The following is a 20,817-nucleotide window of genomic DNA, read 5'->3' as shown; positions in this document are numbered from 1 at the left end:
CGTCAGGCGACGGGCAGCCAGACCCGCATCTGCGTCGGGCCGCGCTCGCCCCACTGGTGGTACGGGCGCAGCTCGACGTCGAAGCCGCCGGGCGCCGTCCCGGCCGTCCCGGACGCGGTGCTCGGCGCACCGGGCGCACCGGTGGGCCCGGCCAGCCGGGTGGCGCGCACGACGGCGGACCCGTCGGCGCCGGCGCGGGGCGCCTCCGCCGTGCGGACGACGACCACGTCGTGCAGGTCGGTGCCCTCGGGCAGCGCGACGGACTCCAGGCAGAGGACCACCGGGCCCTGCTCGACCGCGACGCAGCCGCGGACGGAGTCGACCCGCGGGTCGGGCTCGGTCCACCGCGGGGCGACCGGGAGCGTCAGGACGACGGTGGCGCCGGGTGCGAGCGGGCCCGGCACGCGGACGCTGTCGCCGTCGACCGTCAGGGTGGCGCCGTCCACCTCGGCGGTCGCGCCGGCGGCCCAGGCGGGGACGCGGAGCCGGAGCCCCACCTGTGCGGGCGCCTGCTCGACCTCGACCTCGACCCGGCCCTCGACGGGGTAGCCGGTGCGCACGCGCAGCGCGACGAGCGAGCCGTCCGCCGCGGTGGTCCGCACGGTGCCGGGCAGGTGCTGGACGAGCGCCAGCTCGTCGCCGTCCCAGGCCGCCGCGTACGCCCCGAGGCTGGCGACGGTCCGGGCGACGTTCGTGGGGCAGCAGGACACGTGGAACCACGGCGCGCGCTCGCTGGACGCGGCGCGGGGGCTCAGGCCCTCCGGGTCCACCGGTGCACCGGCGACCCGCTGGTGCAGCGGGTTGGCGTAGAAGAACGCCTTCCCGTCCTCGGCGGGCGACGTGGCGACCACGTTGTAGAGCACGCGCTCGACCAGGTCGGCGTACCGCATCTCGCCGGTGGCCAGGAACAGCCGCCAGGAGAACATCACGGCGGCGATGCCGGCGCAGGTCTCGGAGTAGGCGCGGTCCGGCGGGAGCTCGTGGTCCAGGCCGAACGCCTCGCCCGTGTGCCGCGACCCCATCCCCCCGGTCAGGTACGTCCGGTGCGCGACCGTGGCCTCCCACTGCCGCACCAGCGCGGCGAGGAGCTCGTCGTCGCCGGTCTCGACCGCGACGTCCACGGCGCCGGCAGCCAGGTAGAGCGCGCGCACGGCGTGGCCGCGCAGCACGGTCGCCTCGCGGACCGGGACGTCGTCCTGGAAGTAGTCGCGCCCGAGCTCGATGTCCGCGAGCACGCCGTGGCCACGGCGCTCGACGAACACCCGGGCCTGCTCCAGGTACTCCGGCCGGCCGGTCGCGCGGGACAGCTCCGCCAGCGCGACCTCGATCTCGGGGTGCCCGCACACGGACTCGATGCCGCCCGGCCCGAACGTCGCGACGACGTGGTCGGCCACGCGCAGCGCCGCGCGGACCAGCTCGTCCTCGCCGTGCGTGCGCAGCCGCGCCACCGCCGCCTGGATCAGGTGGCCGGCGCAGTACAGCTCGTGGCCCCACTCCAGGTCCGTGTACCGGGCGGGCTGCCCCTCCCGGCCGAACTGGGTGCCGAGGTACCCGTCCTCGGACTGCGCCGCAACGACGCGGGCCGCGAGCGCCCGGTAGACCTCCTCGACGTGGGCGTCGCCGGAGCGGCCGGACTCCCACGCGAGCGCCTCGAGGATCTTGTACGTCTCGGAGTCGGCGAACTCGCGGCCCGCGCGGGCCCCGCCCTCGCCGCGGGCGGCGGCGTCGAAGTTCGCCACCCAGCCGAGGCGCTCCAGCCAGGACACGCAGTGGTCCAGCGTCGCCTCGCGGTTCACCTGCTGACGGGCGCCCCAGAAGCCGCCCTCCAGCCGGACCTCGTCGATGCCGAGCGGCGCGCGACCGCCCCGGCGGGGGGCGACGGGAGCCACCGGTGCGGTGACCGGGGACAGGGTCGTCGGTGTCATCTGCATCCTCGCTCGATTACCGAAATCGCTTTCGGAAACCGAAAGTAGACCCGTCGGCGGGGGTTCGTCAACGCGGCGGTGCCGCCGCCCGCCCCCCGCCTGCCTCCGCTACGCTTCGTGGCGCAGGTGCAGCGGGAGCAGGAGCGACGAGGGGGACTAGGCGATGGCGGTGGAGCCGGACCAGGAGCGACGGGTCACGCTCGCCGACGTCGCGCGCCTGGCGGGCGTGTCACCGGCCACCGCCTCGAAGGCGCTGAACGACCGCGACGAGGTGCGCGCCGAAACACGGACACGGGTTCTTTCGGCCGCGCGGACGCTGAACTTCCGCCCGCACGCCTCCGCCCGGCACCTCGCGTCGGGCCGCTCGCACACCATCGGCCTCATCACGCACGACCTCGAGGGCCGCTTCTCCATCCCGACCCTGATGGGCGCGGAGGACGCCGCGGGAACCGGGGACGTCTCGGTCCTGCTCTGCGACGCCCGCGGCGACGCGATCCGCGAGCAGCACCACCTCCAGGCGCTGCTCGGCCGCCGCGTGGACGGGCTGATCGTCGTCGGGGCGCGCACGGACCCGCGCCCGTCCCTCGGGCGGCTCGCCGTCCCGGTCGTCTACGCGTACGCCCCGTCCGAGGACCCCGACGACATGTCCGTCGTCACCGACGACGTCATGGGCGGCCGGCTCGCGGTCGAGCACCTGCTCGCCCTCGGCCGGCGCCGGGTCGCGCTGGTCGCGGGCGACGTCGGCTACCTGGCGGCGCGCCAGCGGACCGAGGGCGCCACGCAGGCGCTCGCCGAGGCCGGCCTGGAACCCGTCGGCGGGGCCGCCCTGTACGGGGCGTGGACCGAGGAGTGGGGCCGCACGGCCGCCGCGAGCATCCTGACGCACCACCCCGAGACCGACGCCATCGTCTGCGGCAGCGACCTCGTGGCCCGCGGGGCCCTGGAGATCGCGCGGGAGCGGGGCCGTCAGGTGCCGCAGGACGTCGCCGTCGTCGGGCACGACAACTGGGACATCATCTCCGCGGGCGCCCGCCCGCGGCTCACCAGCATCGACATGAACCTCGAGGAGCTCGGCCGGCGGGCCGCCGCGCTGCTGTTCGCCGCGATCGACGGGGACCGGCGGCCGGGGGTCGACGTGGTGCCGAGCCGGCTGGTGCCGCGCGGGTCGACGGCGGGCTGAAGCGGGCGGGCCGGCGGGCACGCGACCCCGGCTCAGGGCATCGGGATCGTGTCCGGCGTGGCCCGGCCGCGCGTGTCCAGCAGGTGCCCCAGGTGCTTGGTCGTGCGCAGCACCACGGACCGGTCGGCGATCGTGACGCCGGGCAGCCGCTCCTCGATGATCGCCTCGAGCCGGCCGACGTCCTGCAGCGTCCGGAGCCACACCGCGACGACCACGTTGTACTCGCCGACGGTGGTGACGACGAGCCGCACCTCGTCCATCCGGCCGAGCTGCGGGCCGACGCGCGCGACCATCGCCGCGGGCACCCGGAGGAAGTACCAGGCGTAGATGGGCCACGGGGTGTGCGCCCGGGCCACGTCGACGCGCATCACGAACCGGCCCGACGCGCGCATCGTCGCCAGGGCGTCGCGGGCGCGCCGCGGCGTCATGCCGGCCCGCGCGGCGAGCTCCGCGATGCCGATCCGCGGGTCCTCGGTGAGCGCCACGCTGATCGCCCGGCCCTGCTCCGGCCGGACGGTCACCGCGCCGCCGGTGGGGCGGGTGTCCAGCGCGGCGACCCGCGCCACCTCGTCCTTCGACAGCGCGCGCATCCGCCAGCTGCGCGCGTCGGTCACGACCTCGGACACCAGGTGCGTGCGCATCGCCCGGACGCCCGGGACGCCGCGGATCCGCTCGAGCGTCCACGACGCCACCGCCTCGGTGCCGGCCGCGCCGAGCGTCAGCATGATGTCCCGGCCGCCGGCGGTGAGGTCGATGGTGAACGCCTCGCGGTCCGCGGCGAGCGCGTGCGCCACCGCGAGCGTCTCGCCGGGGCTGCACTCGATCTCGATCAGGGACAGCTGACCCTGGTCCCAGCCGTAGCCGGTCACGTAGACCAGCCCCTCCTGCGTGAGCCGCGCCCAGCGCCGGGCCAGGGTGACGGGATCCGCCCCGAGCACCGGCGCGAGGCCGGACCACGGCGCCCGCGGGCTGATCTGGAGAGCGTGGATCAGGCGCTGGTCGAGGTCGTCGAGCGCATCTTCCTGCACAGAGCACCGCCTTGGAGTCAGTTTCCTGCAGTCTGCCCCATCGCCGCGACCGGCGCTCCTAGCGTCACGCCACCTCGTCGGCCCGTCCCCACAGGAGACCTCATGACCGCCTCCGCTCCGCCCGGCACCACCGCGCCGGCCCGCACCGCGCTCCGCGGCGTCGTCGGCTTCCTCGTCGTCATGGAGCTCGGCTCCGGCATGCTCCAGGGCTGGTACCCGGTGCTGCTGTCCGCGATCGGCACGGAGTTCGGCGTGACCGCCGCGACGCTGAACTGGGTGAGCGCGGCGTACATGCTCGCCACCGTCGTCTGCGTCCCGATCATCGCGAAGCTCGGCGACCGGTACGGGCACAAGCGGATGCTCACGATCGCCGCGGCGCTGGTCGCGGTCGGCTCGGTCGTCGTCGCGCTGGCCCCCAGCTTCGGGGTGCTGCTGCTCGGCCGCGCGCTGCAGGCGCCGCTGGCGGCGTTCCTGCCGCTGGAGTTCGCCATCGTGCGGGACCGGGACCCGAAGTCCGCCGGGCGGTCCATCGGCAAGCTGGTCGGCGCCCTGACCTTCGGGGCGGCGATCGGCTCGTTGGGCGCCGGCATGCTGTACACCGCCGTCGGCGACCTGCGCGCCGTCCTGTGGGTGCCGGCCGTGTTCCTGCTGCTCTGCGTGCCGGTCGTCGCGTTCCTGGTCCCGGAGTCACGGGTCCGCGCCAGCGGCACCACCGACTGGCTCGGCGCGGCCCTGCTCGGCGTCGGCCTGCTCGCGGTGCTCGGCGGCATCTCGAACGCCCCGGCCTGGGGCTGGACCAGCCCGGTCACCGCGGTCGCCGTCCTCGGCGGGATCGCCCTGCTGGTCGCCTGGGTGGCCGTCGAGCGCCGGGTCGCCCACCCGCTGATCGACGTGACGCTGCTGGTCCGCGGGGGCATCGGCCTGCCGATCGTGATCGCGTTCCTGTTCGGGGCCCAGCTGTTCGGCAGCCAGACCGCATCCACCGTGTTCATCCTCAGCGACCCCGACGTCGTCGGGTTCGGGCTCGGGCTCACCTCCGCGGCGGTCGGAGTCGTCTCGCTCGTCGTGGCGCTCGCGGCGTTCGTCGCGGCCAGCGTCGGTGACCGCCTCGCGACCCGGGTCGGCGTCCCGGGCGCGGTGGCGCTCGGCGGCGTGCTGCTGGCCGTCAGCTACGCGGGGTTCCTGCTCGGCTCCGGCTCGGCCCCGCTCGTCTTCGCGGCCATGGTGGTCGGCGGCCTGGGCAACGGCGTGCTGATCTCCGTGCTGCCGACCATCGTGGTCAACCGGGCCCCCGCCGACTCGGTGGGCATCGCGTCGGCGCTGTACAACACGTCGCGCACCGCCGCCGGTGCCGTCGCCGGCGCCGTCTTCGCGCTGCTGATGGCGAGCTTCGTCGCCACCTTCGGCTCGGGCGACGCGGCGGTCACGACCACCTCGTTCACCGGGTACGTCGCCGTCTGGGGCGTGTGCGCCGCCATCGGCGTCGCGATCACCGTCCTGGCGCGGTTCCTCCGCTCCCCGGCACCCGCTGCGGCACCCGCCGAGCCCGCCGCCGTCGAGATCGCCCCCGCCGCCACCGTCCCCGCCGTCCAGGCCGTCCCCGCAGGAGAGCACGCATGACCGTCACCCACACCACCGACGCCGCCGTCGGCACCGTCCTCCTCGACGCCGCGGAGGCCCGGCGCCGCACCGCCGAGGTCGTGCGCCACTGGGAGAACCGGCTGCTCGCGATCAGCCACGAGATTCACGCGCACCCGGAGCTCGCGTTCGCCGAGCACCGCGCGGCGGAGCTCCTGGCCGGTGCGCTGCGCGACGCCGGGTTCGACGTCACGGTCGGGGCGTTCGGGCTGGACACGGCGATCGAGGCGACGGCGGGTTCCGGGGAGCTCGTGGTCGCGGTCTGCGCGGAGTACGACGCCCTGCCGGGCCTCGGGCACGCGTGCGGGCACAACATCATCGCGGCGGCGGGGCTGGGCGCGGCGGTCGCGCTGGCGTCGGTCGCCGACGAGGCCGGGATCACCGTGAAGCTGCTCGGCACGCCCGCGGAGGAGCACGGCGGCGGGAAGGTCCTCATGCTGGAGGCCGGCGCCTGGGAGGACGTGACGCTGTCGCTGATGGTGCACGGCTCCCCCGGCGTCGACCTCCGCTGCGACGACTTCACGTCGCAGGCGGTCGACCGGTTCGAGGTCGTCTACACGGGGCGGGCCGCGCACGCGGCGGCGGCGCCCCAGGCGGGGATCAACGCGCTGGACGCGGCGACGATCGCGCTGACGTCCATCGGGCTGCTGCGGCAGCAGCTGCCCGGGACGGTCCGGACGGCCGCGGTCCTGACCTCCGGCGGCGAGGTCACCAACATCATCCCGGCGCGCACCGTCCTGCAGGCCGAGGTCCGCTCGTTCGACCTGGACGAGCTGCGCGACGCCAAGCGCCGCGTGCTCGCGTGCTTCGAGGCCGGCGCCGTCGCGTCGGGCTGCACCTGGGAGCAGCGGCGCACCGAGCCGCGGTACGACCCGCTCCGCCAGGACCCGTTCCTGGCGCAGGCGTGGAACGCCGCGCTCGCGGACCTCGGGCGCCCGACCGTCACCTTCACCGGCGCCGCCGGCGGCTCCACGGACATGGGCAACGTCTCGCAGGTCGTCCCGTCCATCCACCCGGCGATCGCCGTGCACGGGTCGACCGCGGCGCCGCACACCGTCGGGTTCGCCGCCGACGCGGTGTCCCCGGCCGCCGACGCGGCGGTCCTCGACGCCGCGACGGCGCTCGCGTGGGCGGCGTGCGCGGCCGCGCTCACGCCGGAGGCCCGTGCGGACCTGCTCGCCCGGCAGGCCGCGCGGCCGGCCGGCGCCACGACCACCCCGCAGGGGGACGAGTGACGGCAGCAGGCGTCGCCACGCGCGAGGATGTCGGCGTGTACGTCTCCGCGCTCGAGCTGTTCTCCATCGGGATCGGCCCGTCCTCGTCGCACACCGTCGGCCCGATGCGGGCGGGTGCCGACTTCGCGCGGCGGGCGCTCGCCGCGCTGCCGGGCCGGGTGACGCGGGTCGAGGCGGTGCTGTACGGCTCGCTCGCCGCCACCGGCCTCGGCCACGGCACGCCCGACGCGCTCGTCGCCGGGCTGACCGGGCTCGCGCCGGAGACGTGCGACCCCGCCGCCGTGCGCGGCGCCTGGTCCGGCCACGCCGCCGGCGAGCCGCTGCTGCTCGGCGGCGTGCTGCCCGTGCCGTTCGACAGCGCCGACGTCGTGCTGGAGCCGCGCGTCCGGCGGCCGGGGCACCCGAACACCCTGGTGCTGCGCGCCTGGGCGGACGGGGCGGACGAGCCCGCGCTGGAGAGGACGTACGAGTCCATCGGCGGCGGGTTCATCCGGTGCCTCGGCGACGAGCCGCCGGCGCCCGACGGCGGTCCCGCGGGCGGTTCGGCGGACGGCGCGGCGGGCGGTTCGGCGCGCGGCACGAACGGGGCGTCGTTCCGCTCCGGCGCCGAGCTGCTGGCCCTGTGCCGCGACGGCCGGACGGTCGCCGACGTCGCGTGGGCCAACGAGACCGCGCGCCGCGACCCCGCCGACGTGCGTGCCGGGCTGGACGCCGTGTGGGCCGCGATGCAGGCGTGCGTCGAGGCCGGGACGGCGACGGAGGGCACGCTACCCGGGGGCCTGCGCGTCCGGCGCCGCGCCGCCGCGATGCGCGCGAGCCTCGAGGCCGCCGAGGCGGAGGGCCGCCACGTGCAGGCCGAGTGGCTCCAGGTGTACGCGCTGGCGGTCAACGAGGAGAACGCGGCCGGCGGCCGGGTCGTCACGGCGCCGACCAACGGCGCCGCCGGGATCCTGCCCGCCGTCCTGCACCACTACTGGCGGACGGAGCCGTCGGCCTCGACCGACGGCGTGCACCGGTTCCTGCTCACCGCGGCCGCGATCGGGTCGCTGATCAAGGCCAACGCGTCGATCTCCGGAGCCGAGGGCGGCTGCCAGGCGGAGGTCGGGTCGGCGTGCGCGATGGCCGCCGCCGGGCTGTGCGCGGTGCTCGGCGGGACGCCCCAGCAGGTCGAGAACGCCGCCGAGATCGCGATGGAGCACCACCTGGGCCTCACCTGCGACCCGATCGCGGGCCTCGTGCAGGTCCCCTGCATCGAGCGCAACGCGATCGCCGCGACCACTGCGGTCACCGCGGCGCGGCTCGCGCTGCACGGCGACGGCTCGCACATCGTGTCGCTGGACGCGGTCGTCGAGACGATGCGGCAGACCGGCGCCGACATGAGCGACAAATACAAGGAGACCAGCCGCGGCGGGCTCGCGGTCAACGTCGTCGAGTGCTGACCGGGAGGCGGCCGACGCGCTCGGTGCGCCGCTCCGCCCCCAGGATTCGAACCCGGACCTCGAGGCACCAAAGGCCTGCGTGCTGCCGTTACACCAGGGCGGACCGCGGACGACCCGCCGCCTCGGCCGGTCCCGCGTCGGGCGTCAGTCTGCCAGCCGCGGGCGCGCAGGGCTGAGCAGGACCATCGCCTCATGTGCGCCACCTGAGAGGATGGCCCGATGACGTCCGAGCCTCGGCGCGCCCCGCGGGTGCCCCGCGCCCGCATGACCGCGACGCAGCGGCGCGAGCAGCTGCTGCAGGTCAGCCGCCAGCTCTTCGCCGAGAAGGGCTTCGACGGCACGTCCGTCGAGGAGATCGCGGCGCGCGCCGAGGTGTCCAAGCCTGTCGTGTACGAGCACTTCGGCGGCAAGGAGGGCATGTACGCCGTCGTCGTGGACCGGGAGATCCAGGCGCTGACGACGGCCCTGACCGGGGCGCTCGACGAGGGCGGCCACCCGAAGGTGATGGTCGAGCGGTCGGCGCTGGCGCTGCTGGACTACATCGAGGACAACGAGGACGGCTTCCGCATCCTGGTGCGGGACTCCCCGGTGGCGCAGGCGACCGGCACGTTCTCCAGCCTGATCGGGGACGTGGCGACCCAGGTCGAGCACCTGCTCGCGGACCAGTTCACCCGGCAGGGCCTGGACCCGCGGACCGCGCCGATCTACGCGCAGATGCTCGTCGGGATGGTCGCGCTCACCGGGCAGCACTGGCTGGACGCCCGCAGCCCGAAGAAGGCGGACGTGGCCGCGGCGCTGGTGAACCTCGCCTGGAACGGGCTGTCCGGGCTGGAGCGCCGGCCCCGGCTCACGAGCGAGTCCGAGCCCCGGCGCCGGACGCGCACCACGAAGAAGGCGGACGAGCCGGCGCCGACGGAGCCGTGAGGCGCCCGACCAGCGCGCTCCGCCCGGCCACCTCACCGGTGCCGGGCAGCCGGTCGAGTAGCCTCGCCCGCATGTCGGCTGCCGTTCCCCCAGCGCGGGACCCGCTCGGGCACGGCGCGGCCGAGCCCCGGGACGAGGTCGACCGCATCGTCGAGGCGTGGGCCCGCGAGCGCCCCGACCTGGACGTCGCGCCGCTGTCGGTGCTGTCGCGCGTGACCCGGCTGTCCCGGCACCTGGACCTCGCGCGGCGGCAGGCGTTCGCGCGGCACGGGCTGGAGCCGTGGGAGTTCGACGTGCTGTCGGCGCTGCGCCGCGCGGGGGCGCCGTACCGGATGTCCCCGGGAGCGCTCCTCACCCAGACGCTGGTCACCAGCGGCACGATGACGAACCGCATCGACCGGCTCGCCTCCCGGGCGCTGGTCGAGCGGCTGCCCTCCCCCGACGACCGGCGGGGCGTGCTCGTGCGGCTCACGGACGAGGGCCGCGCCCGGGTGGACGCGGCCATGTCGACGCTGCTCGACGTCGAGCGGGGGCTGCTGGACGGCCTGGGCGCCGACGACCGCGACCGCCTCGCGGACCTGCTCCGCACGCTGGTCGCCCCGTTCGACACCCCCTGAGACGCACGGACGCGCGCGGCACCCCCCTGAGTGCCGCGCGCGCCGTCCGCGGGTGTCAGGCAGCCTTGGCCAGGGCCTCCGACAGCTTGACCCGGCGCCCGGTCCGGAGCACGGAGCGGGAGTAGATCCGGGCGCCGATCGCGGTGACGACCACGGCGGACACCGCCAGGATCGCCAGCGACAGCAGCGGCTCCCACCACGCGGCCTGCCCGAGGAACAGCCGCACCGGCATGCCGACCGCGGCGCTGAACGGCACATACGACATGACGGTCAGCACGGTGTCGTTGTCGTTGAACAGGATGACGCCGAAGTACGGGATCATCACGAGCATGATCACCGGCGTCAGCACGGAGCCGGTGTCCTCGATGCGGGACACGAGCGACGCGGCGGACGCGAACAGCGCGGCGAGCAGCACGAACCCGACCAGGAAGAACAGCACGAACCACGCCACCGGCGCGCCGATCATCCCGAGGACCTGGTCCTGACCGGTCACGACCAGGCCGATGACCGCCACCGCGCCGATCGCGGCGATCTGGCCGACCGCGAGCGCCGTGTTGCCCAGGATCTTGCCGCCGAGCAGCGCCCGCGGCGGGACGGTCGACAGCAGGATCTCGACGATCCGGGACTGCTTCTCCTGCACGGTGTTCTGCGCGATGGTGCCGCCGAACGACGACGCCGCCATGAGGAACACCAGCCCGAACAGCAGCGACACGAGGTACCGCAGGCCGTCGGAGGTGGCGGACTCGTCGAGCAGCTCGACCGGCGGCGTGACCGCGAGCGCGGCCAGCACGCCGTCGGGCGCGGAGTCCAGGCCGACGACCACGACGCCGAGCTCGTTGTCCGGGTCCTCGTCGGGGAGCACCGCGGCGGAGACCTCCTCGGACTCCACCAGCGCGCGGGCCTCGTCGGCGTCCGCGGCGTCGACCGCCTCCAGGCCGTCGACGTCCGCGATCACCGAGGACGTCTCGGGGACGACCGCGACCTTGGTGTCACCGCCGCCGATCTTGTCCCCCAGCAGGGAGGACAGGACGATCCCGCCGAGGACGAGCACGAGCAGCACGGCGGTCGAGATGAGGAACGACTTGGTGCGGACCTGCGACATGATCTCGCGCTCGGCGACCATGAGGGTGCTCTGCACGGCGCTGGGCGTGGCCGGCCGCGGGCGGTCCGACCCGGGGGTGGGCGTGGGGGTCGGGGTGCTCATCGGACCGTCTCCTTCGTCCGCGCGGTCGCGGTCTCCTCGTCGTGGCGCTGCTCGTCGCGGACGATGTCGCGGAAGATCTCCGCGAGCCGCGGCCTGACGGGCGCGAACTGGCTGACCGGGGCGGCGTCGAGCGCGGCACGCAGCACCCGCTGGGCGGTGGCCTCGTCCGCGTCGAACAGGGCGTAGCCGCCGTCGAACTCGACGACCTGCACGCCGGGCTCGGTGCGGAGCCAGCCCATGTCGCCGCCGGACGTGATCTCGTAGCGCGGCTCGGCGTACCGCTGCCGCAGCGCCTCCTTCTCCCCCGCCGCGCGGATCTTCCCGCCGGCGATGACGACGACGTCGTCGCACAGCCGCTCGACCACGTCGAGCTGGTGGGAGGAGAACAGCACCGGCACCCCGCGGGCCGCGTGCTCGGACAGCACGCCGAGCACCACCTCGACCGCCATCGGGTCCAGGCCGGAGAACGGCTCGTCGAGGATCAGGACCTCGGGCTCGTGCACCAGGGCGGCGGCGATCTGCGCGCGCTGCTGGTTGCCGAGCGAGAGGTCGTCGACCGGGTCGTCCAGCCGCTCCTCGAGGCCCAGCTTCACGAGCAGCTCGCGGGCCCGCTCGGTGGCGGTGCGCCGGTCGTAGCCGTGCAGCCGCGCGAGGTACGCGATCTGCTCCAGCACCTTCATCTTCGGGTAGAGCCCGCGCTCCTCCGGCATGTAGCCGAACGCGCGGCGCCGGTCGTCGCCGAGCGGGCTGCCGTCGAGCGTGATCGTGCCGGAGTCCGGCGTGAGCACGCCGAGCACGATCCGCATCGTGGTGGTCTTGCCGGCCCCGTTGCCGCCGACGAACCCGGTGAGCTTGCCCCGCTCCACCGTGAACCCGACGTCGTCGAGCACCAGCCGGTCCCCGAAGGACCGGTGGATCCCGTCGAGCTGCAGCATGTCGTCTCCCGTGTCTGCCCCTGGCGGACCGGTCCGTCCGCCGAGGTCCACGCTAGGAGCCGCGCCCCGCCCGGCACCTCGGCCGCCGGGCGGAACTTCACGGGACTGCCGGCCTCCCCCTCGGGGCGGAGGCGCGACGGGGCGTCAGTCCGTCAGGCCGTTCTCGAACGCGAAGACGACGGCCTGCACCCGGTCCCGCAGGCCGAGCTTGGTCAGGACGTTCGACACGTGCGTCTTGACGGTCGCGCGGCCCAGGACGAGCTCCGCGGCGATCTCGTCGTTGCTCAGCCCGCGCGCGACCAGGCGCAGCACCTCGAGCTCGCGCTCCGTCAGCCCGGCGGAGGAGCCGGCGGACGAGCCCGCGACCGGGCCGCCCGGCGTCGGCACCCCGCTCCGCCCCGGGGCGGAGCCGGCGGCCATGGCCCGCGCGATCACGGCCCGGGTCACCTCGGGCGACAGCAGCGCGTCCCCGGCCGCGACGGCCCGCACGGCGTCGGCGAGCTGCTCGGGCCGGGAGTTCTTCAGCAGGAACCCGGCGGCGCCGGCCTGCAGCGACTCCAGCAGGTAGTCGTCGCGGTTGAACGTGGTGAGCACGAGCACCGCGGCGGACACGTCCGGGTCGGCGACGATCCGGCGGGTCGCCTCCAGGCCGTCCATCTCCGGCATCTGCACGTCCATGCACACGACGTCGGGCTGCAGGGAGCGCGCGAGCTCCACCGCCTCGCGACCGGTGCCGGCCTGCCCGACCACCTCCAGGTCGGGCGCCGCGCCGAGGATCGTCGCGAGCCCGGCGCGCAGCAGCGCCTGGTCGTCGGCGAGCAGCACGCGTACCGGCCGGCCGGGCCCGAAGGCCACCTCCGTGCCGTCGGCCTGCGTGGTCATCGTGCCCCTCCCGTCCGGGGTGCGAGCGGCACCCGCGCCCGCACCAGGTACCCGCCGCGCCCGCGCGCGCCGGTCTCGAGCGTGCCGCCGTCGGCGGCGACCCGCTCCCGCATGCCCACCAGGCCCAGGCCGCCGGACGTCGTCCGCCCGGACCGCCGCCCCCCGGTGCCGTCGTCCGCGATCTCCAGCTCCACCGCGTCCGTGTCGTACCGCAGCCGGACGTCCACCCGGGCCCCCGCTCCCGCGTGCTTGCGCACGTTCGTCAGGGCCTCCTGGCAGATCCGGTACAGGTTGAGCGAGGTCAGCGGCGGCACCCGCACCGGCTCGCCGACCACCTGGAACCGCGCGGCGAGCCCGGTGTCGGTCGCCTGCTGCACGAGCTCCGGAAGCCGGTCGACGCTCAGCGAGCCGACCGCGGACGTCTCGGCGTCGGTGCCGGACTCCCGCAGGGTGCTGAGCAGGCCGTGCAGCTCGTCGACGGCCTCGCGCGCCGAGTCCTCGACCTGCTCCAGCGCCGCGGCCGCCCGCTCGGGGTCCGACCCGAGCACGACCCGTGCCGCCGCGGCCTGCACGCCCATCATCGACACGTGGTGCGCGACCGCGTCGTGCAGCTCGCGCGCCAGGCGCAGGCGCTCGATCGCGACGGCCTGCTCCTCCACGCGGCGGCGCTCGCCGACCAGCTGCCGGCCGCGCCAGTCGGTGCGGGCGCGCTCGCGGGCGGCGTTCCACGCGTGCTCGCCGAACCACCACGACCCCGCGAAGTACAGGACGTTGGTGAGCAGCTGGATCAGCAGGTACGCCACCAGGGGGGAGAACGCCCCGGCGTTGGAGAACCCCTCGATGCCCTCGGGGTCGGTCACCGCCTCGAACATGGCGATGAGCAGCCACACGAACATCGCGACGACGACGACGGCCCGCACCCAAGCGGCCCGCGTGCGCCGCGGCTCCCAGGCGCCCACCGTGTACAGCGCCATGAACAGGGCGATGTTGGCGAACAGCGTCTCCGGGACCTGGAGCTCGGCCGAGACGATGAACGCCACGGCCACCACCACCGCGACCGCCGACGGCCAGCGGCGGCGCAGCGCGAGCGGGGCGGTGATCGCCAGCAGCATGAGGACGCCGACCCAGCCCTCCGCGGGCTCGTCGTACATCCCGGCGGTCTGCCCCAGCGCGAGGCTCAGCACGGCGCCGATCAGCAGCCCGGCGGCCAGCAGCGCGTCGTAGCGGCGCTGGTCGTCGGTCAGCGGCGGGCGGTGCCAGCCCGGGGCGTCCGGGTCCTCGACGACGGACGGGACGGGGCCGGCGGTGTCGCCGTCGGAGCGCAGCACGGGGCCACCGTAGCGGTCACCGCGCCACCCGACGCCCGCCCGGCGCCCGCCCGACCCTCGCCCGCCGCCTAGTCTTGACCGAATGGCCCACCTGCTCGGCGGCGAATCGCTGCACCTGTCCTTTCCCACCAAGAACGTCTTCGACTCCGTGACCGTGGGCCTCAACGAGGGCGACCGGGTCGGCATCGTGGGCCGCAACGGCGACGGCAAGTCCTCGCTCCTGGCGCTGCTGGCGGGGCGCCTGACGCCCGACTCCGGCCGCGTCACCGTGCGCGGCGGCGTCCGGATCGGCGTGCTGGACCAGACGGACACCCTGGACCCCGCGCTGACGGTCGGCGCCGCGGTGGTCGGCGACCGCGTGGAGCACGAGTGGGCGGGCGACCCGCGGATCCGCGACGTCGTGTCGGGGCTGGTGGGCGACCTGCCGTGGGACAAGCTCGTCGCCGACCTGTCCGGCGGCCAGCGCCGCCGGGTCGCCCTCGCCGCCCTGCTGGCCGGCGACGACGACGTGCTCATGCTCGACGAGCCGACCAACCACCTGGACGTCGAGGCGGTCACCTGGCTCGCGCGGCACCTCAAGCGGCGCTGGTCCGCGAACGCCGGCGGCCTGCTGGTCGTCACCCACGACCGCTGGTTCCTCGACGAGGTCTGCACCGCCACGTGGGAGGTGCACGACGGGATCGTCGAGCCGTTCGAGGGCGGGTACGCCGCCTACGTCCTGCAGCGCGTCGAGCGCGACCGGATGGCGGCGGCCAGCGAGGCCAAGCGGCAGAACCTCATGCGCAAGGAGCTCGCCTGGCTGCGCCGCGGTGCGCCGGCCCGCACGTCCAAGCCGAAGTTCCGCATCGAGGCCGCGAACCAGCTGATCGAGGACGAGCCGCCGGTCCGCAACGCCGTCGAGCTGTCCCGGATGGCGACGGCCCGGCTCGGCAAGGACGTCGTCGACATCGAGGACGTCTCGGTGTCGTACGGCGACCACGAGGTCCTCAAGCAGGTGACGTGGCTGATCGCGCCGGGCGAGCGCACGGGCGTGCTCGGGGTCAACGGCGCCGGGAAGTCGACGCTGCTGGGCCTCGTCACGCGCGACGTGAAGCCGACCAGCGGCCGGGTCAAGCACGGCAAGACGGTGAAGGTGGCCACCCTCACCCAGGAGCTCGCCGAGCTGCGCGACATCGCCGACGACCGGGTCAACGAGGTCATCGCGCGCTACCGGACGTCGTACGTCGCGGGGGGCAAGGAGATGACCCCCGGCCAGCTGCTCGAGCGCCTGGGGTTCACCAACGCCCAGCTGCAGACGCCCGTGAAGGACCTCTCGGGCGGTCAGCGCCGCCGGCTGCAGCTCCTGCTGATCCTGCTCGACGAGCCGAACGTGCTGGTGCTGGACGAGCCGTCGAACGACCTCGACACCGACATGCTCGCCGCGATGGAGGACCTGCTCGACACCTGGCCGGGCACGCTGCTGGTCGTCTCGCACGACCGGTACCTGCTGGAGCGCGTCACCGACCAGCAGTACGCGGTGCTCGACGGCCGGTTCCGGCACGTCCCCGGCGGCGTCGACGAGTACCTGCGGCTGCTGGAGCACCAGCGCTCGGGGACGTCGGTGTCGACCGGGGCCCCGACGGAGGCGACCGGCGGCGCGGCGTCCGACGGGCCGTCGACCGGCCTGGACGGCGCCGAGCTGCGCGCCGCGAAGAAGGAGCTCGGTGCCCTGGAGCGGCGCATCGCGAAGCTCACCGGCCAGATCGAGGTCCTCGACCGGAAGATGGCCGAGCACGACCCCGCGGACTACGGCGGCCTCACCGCCCTGGGTGAGGAGAAGCACGCCCGGGAGGCCGAGGTCGCGGAGGTCGAGGAGCGGTGGATGGCGCTCGCGGAGGCCGTCGAGGGCTGACCTGGGCGGACGCCGTGCGGCATTCGCCCGGCTCGTCCGGGCGAGCCGGGCAGGCGCGTCGCAGCGGGCGGACGAGTGCCGCGGCGTTCACCCGTCCGGGGGTACGGTCTGCGGTCGTCCCACCACCTCGCGACAGGACTGCGCCGTGCCCGACACCACGCCCGACGACCGCCTCCAGCGGGGCCTGACCAACCGCCACATCCAGCTGATCGCCATCGGCGGCGCCATCGGCACGGGCCTGTTCCTCGGCTCCGGCCGCACGATCTCCCTGGCCGGGCCGTCGGTGCTGATCGTCTACGCGGTGATCGGCTTCATGCTGTTCTTCGTCATGCGCGCCATGGGCGAGATGCTGCTGTCGAACCTCGACTACAAGTCGTTCCGGGACATGGCGGCGGACGTGCTCGGGCCGTGGGCGGGCTTCGTCACCGGCTGGACGTACTGGTTCTCGTGGATCGTCACCGGCGTCGCGGACGTCGTGGCCGTCGCCGGGTACGTCGACTACTTCGCGCCCGACCTGCCGCAGTGGGTCCCGGCGCTCGGGCTGGTCGCGCTGCTGCTCACGCTGAACCTCGTGGCGGTGCGCCTGTTCGGCGAGCTGGAGTTCTGGTTCGCGATCATCAAGATCGTCGCGATCGTCGCGCTGATCGTCACGGGCGTCGTCCTGGTGGCCACCGCGTTCCGCGGGGCCGACGGGGTGCAGGCGTCGCTGAGCAACCTCTCCGCCGACGGCGGGCTGTTCCCGCACGGGTTCACCGGGTTCCTCGCGGGGTTCCAGATCGCGATCTTCGGGTTCGCCGGGATGGAGCTGGTCGGCACCGCCGCCGCCGAGACGCACGACCCCGAGAAGACCCTCCCCCGCGCGATCAACGCGATCCCCGTGCGGGTCGGCCTGTTCTACATCGGCGCGCTGGTCGTGATCATGGCGGTCACGCCGTGGAGCCGGATCAGCCCGGACGTGAGCCCGTTCGTCGAGATGTTCGCCCTGGTCGGCCTGCCCGCCGCAGCCGGCGTCATCAACCTGGTGGTGCTGACGTCGGCGGCGTCGTCCGCGAACAGCGGGATCTTCTCGACCTCCCGGATGCTCTACGGCCTCGCGCACGACGGCGTCGCTCCCCGGTCGTTCCGGCTGCTGTCGCGGCACCACGTGCCGGCGCGCGGGCTGGTGTTCTCGTGCGCGTGCCTGGTCCCGGCCGTCGCGCTGCTGTACGCAGGGAGCTCGGTGATGGAGGCGTTCACGCTGGTCACGAGCGTCGCCACGCTGCTGTACCTCGCGGTCTGGACGATGATCCTCGTCTCGTACCTGGCCTACCGCCGGCAGCACCCGGAGCGGCACGCCGCCTCGCGGTTCCGGATGCCGGGCGGGCGCGTCATGTGCGGCGTGGTGCTGACGTTCTTCGCGTCGATGGTCGTGGTGCTGGCCCTGGAGCCGGACACCCGGCGCGCGCTGCTCGTCACGCCGGTCTGGTTCGGGCTGCTCGCGGTCGCCTGGCTGGTGCTGCGCCGTCGCGGGGCGGGCGGTCGGGCGGCAGGGGCCGGCGGCGCCGAGGCACCGGAGACGCGCGAGCCCGTGGACGTGGGCGGGTTGCGCGGGCGCCCGTAGGCCCTCACTAGGATCGACGCATGTCCCGCATCCTGTCCGCGGTCGCCTGGCCCTACGCCAACGGCCCGCGTCACATCGGCCACGTCGCCGGCTTCGGCGTCCCCTCCGACGTGTTCAGCCGCTACATGCGCATGGCGGGCCACGACGTCCTCATGGTCTCCGGCACCGACGAGCACGGCACGCCGATCCTCGTGCAGGCCGAGCAGGAGGGCGTCACGCCGCAGGAGCTCGCCGACCGGTACAACCGCGTCATCGTCGAGGACCTCACGCAGCTCGGCCTCTCCTACGACCTGTTCACCCGCACCACCACGCGCAACCACTACGCCGTGGTGCAGGAGATGTTCCGCACGGTGCACAAGAACGGGTACATGGTCGAGAAGACGACCATGGGCGCGATCAGCCCGTCGACGGGCCGCACCCTGCCCGACCGGTACATCGAGGGCACCTGCCCGATCTGCGGCTACGACGGCGCCCGCGGCGACCAGTGCGACAACTGCGGCAACCAGCTCGACGCGATCGACCTCAAGAACCCGCGCAGCCGGATCAACGGCGAGACCCCGAAGTTCGTGGAGTCCAACCACTTCTTCCTGGACCTGCCGGCGTTCGTCGACGCGCTGGGCGACTGGCTGCGGACGCGCACCGAGTGGCGGCCGAACGTCCTGAAGTTCTCGCTGAACCTGCTGGACGACGTGCGCCCGCGCGCGATGACCCGCGACATCGACTGGGGCATCCCCGTCCCGCTCGAGGGCTGGGAGGACAACCCGTCCAAGCGGCTGTACGTGTGGTTCGACGCCGTGATCGGCTACCTGTCCGCGTCGATCGAGTGGGCGCGCCGGTCGGGCGACCCCGAGGCGTGGCGGCAGTTCTGGACCGACCCGGAGTCGCTGTCCTACTACTTCATGGGCAAGGACAACATCACCTTCCACTCGCAGATCTGGCCGGCCGAGCTGCTCGGCTACGCCGGCGGCGGGTCGAAGGGCGGCGAGCCCGGCCCGTACGGGCGGCTGAACCTGCCCACCGAGGTCGTGTCGTCCGAGTTCCTCACGATGGAGGGCAAGCAGTTCTCGTCCTCCCGCGGCGTGGTCATCTACGTGCGGGACATGCTGAGCCGGTACCAGCCGGACGCGCTGCGCTACTACATCTCGACGGCCGGGCCCGAGGCCCAGGACGCCGACTTCACGTGGGCCGACTTCAAGCGCCGGACCAACGACGAGCTCGTCGCCGGCTGGGGCAACCTGGTCAACCGCACCGCGAGCATGATCCACAAGAACGTCGGGGCGATCCCCGAGCCCGGTCCGCGGCTCGGTGTCGACGAGGCCCTGCTCGCGCAGACGACGACCGCGTTCGGGCGGGTCGGGGAGCTCATCGGCACCCACCGGCACCGCGCGGCGATCGCCGAGGCGATGCGGGTGGTCGGCGAGGCGAACCGGTACATCTCCGAGACCGAGCCCTGGAAGCTGAAGACCGACCCTGTGCGCCTGGGCACCGTGCTGCACACCGCGGCGCAGGCCGTGAGCGACTGCAACACGATGCTCTCGCCGTTCCTGCCGCACTCGGCGCAGCAGGTGCACGAGGCCCTGGGCGGCACCGGGACGTTCTCCCCGCTGCCCCGGATCGACGAGGTCACCGACCTGGACGACAGCGCGCGGCACTACCCGGTCATCACGGGCGACTACCGGCGCGGCGAGACGCTCCCCGCGTGGCGGCCGCGCGCGATCGTCCCCGGCACGCCGGTCGAGAAGCCGACGCCCGTCTTCACCAAGCTGGACGACGACGTGGTCGAGGCGGAGCTCGACCGCCTGCGGCAGGGCTGAGTGGCGCGGTCCCGCAACCGGCCGCGGGGCTGGGCACCCTCGCCCGAGCCGCTGCCGGTTCCCGTGGTCGACGACCACACGCACCTGGAGTCCGTGCTGTCCGTGCGGGCGGACGCGGGTGAGGACGCGGACGGCGAGCCGGCGCCCGCGACGCTGGACGACCACCTGGACCGGGCGGCCGCCGTCGGGGTCCCGCGCATGGTGCAGGTCGGCTGCGACCTGGACGCCGTCGCGTGGACGGACGCCGTGCTGCGGGTCGACGCCGGGGTCGAGGGCGCCGCGGCCCCGGTCCCCCTGCGGGCCGGGCGCCGGGCGCTGCTCGGCGCCGTCGCGATCCACCCGAACGAGGCCGTGCTGCACGCCCGCGTCCACGAGGTCGCACCCGACGGGCTGGAGCCCGACCCGCAGGCGCGGCACGACGCCGACCTGGACGCGGCGCTGTCCCGGGTGACGGAGGTCGCCCGGGCCAACGACCGCGTCCGGGCGATCGGCGAGACGGGGCTCGACTTCTTCCGGGCCGGGCCGCGGGGTCGCGAGGTGCAGCGGGAGGCGTTCCGGGCGCACGTGGCCCTGGCCAAGGAGCTCGGGCTCGCCCTGCAGATCCACGACCGCGACGCGCACGACGACGTGGTCGACGTGCTGCTGCGCGACGGCGCACCGGAGCGCACGGTGTTCCACTGCTTCTCCGGCGGGCCCGCGCTCGCCGAGGTGTGCGCGCGGCACGGCTGGTTCGCGTCGTTCGCCGGGCCGGTGACCTACGGGGTCAACGACGACCTGCGCGCCGCCCTGCGGGTGCTGCCGCTGGACCTCGTGCTGGTCGAGACCGACGCGCCCTACCTGACCGCGCACCCCCTGCGCGGCCGCCCGAATGCCCCGTACCTGGTGCCGCACACCGTCCGCCCTGTCTCTTATACACATTCTGACGCTGCCGACGAAGGCTTAGGTGTAGATCTCGGTGGTCGCCGTATCATTAAAAAAAAAAAAAAGCAGGATTGCTTAGGTCACACAGTTCTAGTTAAAACAAGCAAAGACTCAATAGGGCGCTACCATACAGTAAGTACGTCCACACCGGCTCAGCCAGCTATCACACACTGTTCGACTCGTACTATTAGTAGCTGGTCGGTCACGATCCTGCTGTGTATGCCTGTACAGCAAGATGTAGCTTCTCATATGCACG

General features: G+C 74.3%; 15 protein-coding genes, 1 tRNA gene and 1 pseudogene. 10 read left to right on the top strand and 7 right to left on the bottom strand.

Annotated features, from left to right (window positions below):
* Window positions 1–2: 2 nt before the first annotated feature.
* On the bottom strand, window positions 3–1,925 hold the full coding sequence (locus KJP73_RS14230) for a glycoside hydrolase family 127 protein (RefSeq protein WP_249669403.1): 1,923 nt from the start codon (window positions 1,923–1,925) through the stop codon (window positions 3–5).
* A 163-nt stretch (window positions 1,926–2,088) separates the two neighbouring features.
* On the opposite strand from KJP73_RS14230, the gene KJP73_RS14225 reads away from it, so the two are divergent.
* The gene (locus tag KJP73_RS14225; RefSeq protein ID WP_213283527.1) at window positions 2,089–3,105 is read left to right on the top strand and encodes a LacI family DNA-binding transcriptional regulator; all 1,017 of its coding nucleotides are present in this window, start codon (window positions 2,089–2,091) and stop codon (window positions 3,103–3,105) included.
* 32 nt (window positions 3,106–3,137) lie between these two features.
* Here the strand turns inward: KJP73_RS14225 and KJP73_RS14220 are convergent, their stop codons facing one another.
* Window positions 3,138–4,133, bottom strand: coding sequence for an Lrp/AsnC family transcriptional regulator (locus KJP73_RS14220; protein ID WP_213283526.1), 996 nt, complete (start codon window positions 4,131–4,133; stop codon window positions 3,138–3,140).
* 102 nt (window positions 4,134–4,235) lie between these two features.
* Between KJP73_RS14220 and KJP73_RS14215 the strand changes: the two genes are divergently transcribed.
* The 3 genes from KJP73_RS14215 to KJP73_RS14205 are packed head-to-tail and all read left to right on the top strand — an operon-like array spanning window position 4,236 to window position 8,445.
* Window positions 4,236–5,753: an MFS transporter gene (locus KJP73_RS14215; protein ID WP_213283525.1), complete on the top strand. Its 1,518-nt coding sequence runs from the start codon at window positions 4,236–4,238 to the stop codon at window positions 5,751–5,753.
* Entirely contained in the window at window positions 5,750–7,006 is a 1,257-nt protein-coding gene (locus KJP73_RS14210) for a M20 family metallopeptidase (RefSeq protein ID WP_213283524.1), read from the top strand. The genes KJP73_RS14215 and KJP73_RS14210 overlap by 4 nt, the downstream gene beginning before the upstream one ends.
* A gap of 35 nt (window positions 7,007–7,041) precedes the next feature.
* The gene (locus KJP73_RS14205) at window positions 7,042–8,445 is read left to right on the top strand and encodes an L-serine ammonia-lyase (protein ID WP_213283523.1); all 1,404 of its coding nucleotides are present in this window, start codon (window positions 7,042–7,044) and stop codon (window positions 8,443–8,445) included.
* A gap of 31 nt (window positions 8,446–8,476) precedes the next feature.
* On the opposite strand, the gene KJP73_RS14200 is transcribed toward KJP73_RS14205, so the two are convergent.
* Window positions 8,477–8,548 (bottom strand) — tRNA-Gln (locus KJP73_RS14200).
* Between the two features lie 161 nt (window positions 8,549–8,709).
* Here KJP73_RS14200 and KJP73_RS14195 point away from each other — a divergent pair.
* Window positions 8,710–9,369, top strand: coding sequence for a TetR/AcrR family transcriptional regulator (locus KJP73_RS14195; protein ID WP_213283535.1), 660 nt, complete (start codon window positions 8,710–8,712; stop codon window positions 9,367–9,369).
* 71 nt (window positions 9,370–9,440) lie between these two features.
* Window positions 9,441–9,986 carry a MarR family winged helix-turn-helix transcriptional regulator gene (locus KJP73_RS14190; protein WP_213283522.1) on the top strand — a complete coding sequence of 182 codons (546 nt, stop codon included), beginning with the start codon at window positions 9,441–9,443 and terminating at the stop codon, window positions 9,984–9,986.
* Window positions 9,987–10,041: 55 nt separating this feature from the next.
* Here KJP73_RS14190 and KJP73_RS14185 read toward each other — a convergent pair whose 3' ends face one another.
* The 4 genes from KJP73_RS14185 to KJP73_RS14170 all read right to left on the bottom strand — a co-directional run bounded on the left by KJP73_RS14185 (window position 10,042) and on the right by KJP73_RS14170 (window position 14,335).
* On the bottom strand, window positions 10,042–11,190 hold the full coding sequence (locus tag KJP73_RS14185) for an ABC transporter permease (RefSeq protein WP_213283521.1): 1,149 nt from the start codon (window positions 11,188–11,190) through the stop codon (window positions 10,042–10,044).
* Window positions 11,187–12,125 carry an ABC transporter ATP-binding protein gene (locus tag KJP73_RS14180; protein ID WP_213283520.1) on the bottom strand — a complete coding sequence of 313 codons (939 nt, stop codon included), beginning with the start codon at window positions 12,123–12,125 and terminating at the stop codon, window positions 11,187–11,189. Before KJP73_RS14180 ends, KJP73_RS14185 begins: the two co-directional genes overlap by 4 nt.
* Window positions 12,126–12,269: 144 nt before the next feature.
* Window positions 12,270–13,007 (bottom strand): response regulator, encoded by a 738-nt coding sequence (locus KJP73_RS14175; RefSeq protein ID WP_213283519.1) that lies wholly within the window; start codon window positions 13,005–13,007, stop codon window positions 12,270–12,272.
* Window positions 13,004–14,335, bottom strand: coding sequence for a sensor histidine kinase (locus tag KJP73_RS14170; RefSeq protein WP_249669401.1), 1,332 nt, complete (start codon window positions 14,333–14,335; stop codon window positions 13,004–13,006). The genes KJP73_RS14175 and KJP73_RS14170 overlap by 4 nt, the downstream gene beginning before the upstream one ends.
* 82 nt (window positions 14,336–14,417) lie before the next feature.
* On the opposite strand from KJP73_RS14170, the gene KJP73_RS14165 reads away from it, so the two are divergent.
* From KJP73_RS14165 to KJP73_RS14150, 4 genes and pseudogenes are all read left to right on the top strand, one after another.
* Window positions 14,418–16,226, top strand: coding sequence for an ABC-F family ATP-binding cassette domain-containing protein (locus KJP73_RS14165; protein ID WP_213283517.1), 1,809 nt, complete (start codon window positions 14,418–14,420; stop codon window positions 16,224–16,226).
* Window positions 16,227–16,371: 145 nt separating this feature from the next.
* Window positions 16,372–17,826 (top strand): D-serine/D-alanine/glycine transporter, encoded by a 1,455-nt coding sequence (gene cycA, locus KJP73_RS14160; protein ID WP_213283516.1) that lies wholly within the window; start codon window positions 16,372–16,374, stop codon window positions 17,824–17,826.
* A gap of 20 nt (window positions 17,827–17,846) precedes the next feature.
* Window positions 17,847–19,640 (top strand): methionine--tRNA ligase, encoded by a 1,794-nt coding sequence (gene metG, locus KJP73_RS14155; protein ID WP_213283515.1) that lies wholly within the window; start codon window positions 17,847–17,849, stop codon window positions 19,638–19,640.
* Window positions 19,641–20,549 (top strand): annotated as a pseudogene (locus KJP73_RS14150) (TatD family hydrolase); the annotation flags it as partial.
* Between the last annotated feature and the right edge of the window lie 268 nt (window positions 20,550–20,817).

It is taken from the genome of Cellulomonas hominis, from assembly GCF_901521055.1.
Classification (GTDB): Bacteria; Actinomycetota; Actinomycetes; order Actinomycetales; family Cellulomonadaceae; genus Cellulomonas; species Cellulomonas endometrii.
This window is presented reverse-complemented; position numbering and strand designations above follow the sequence as displayed.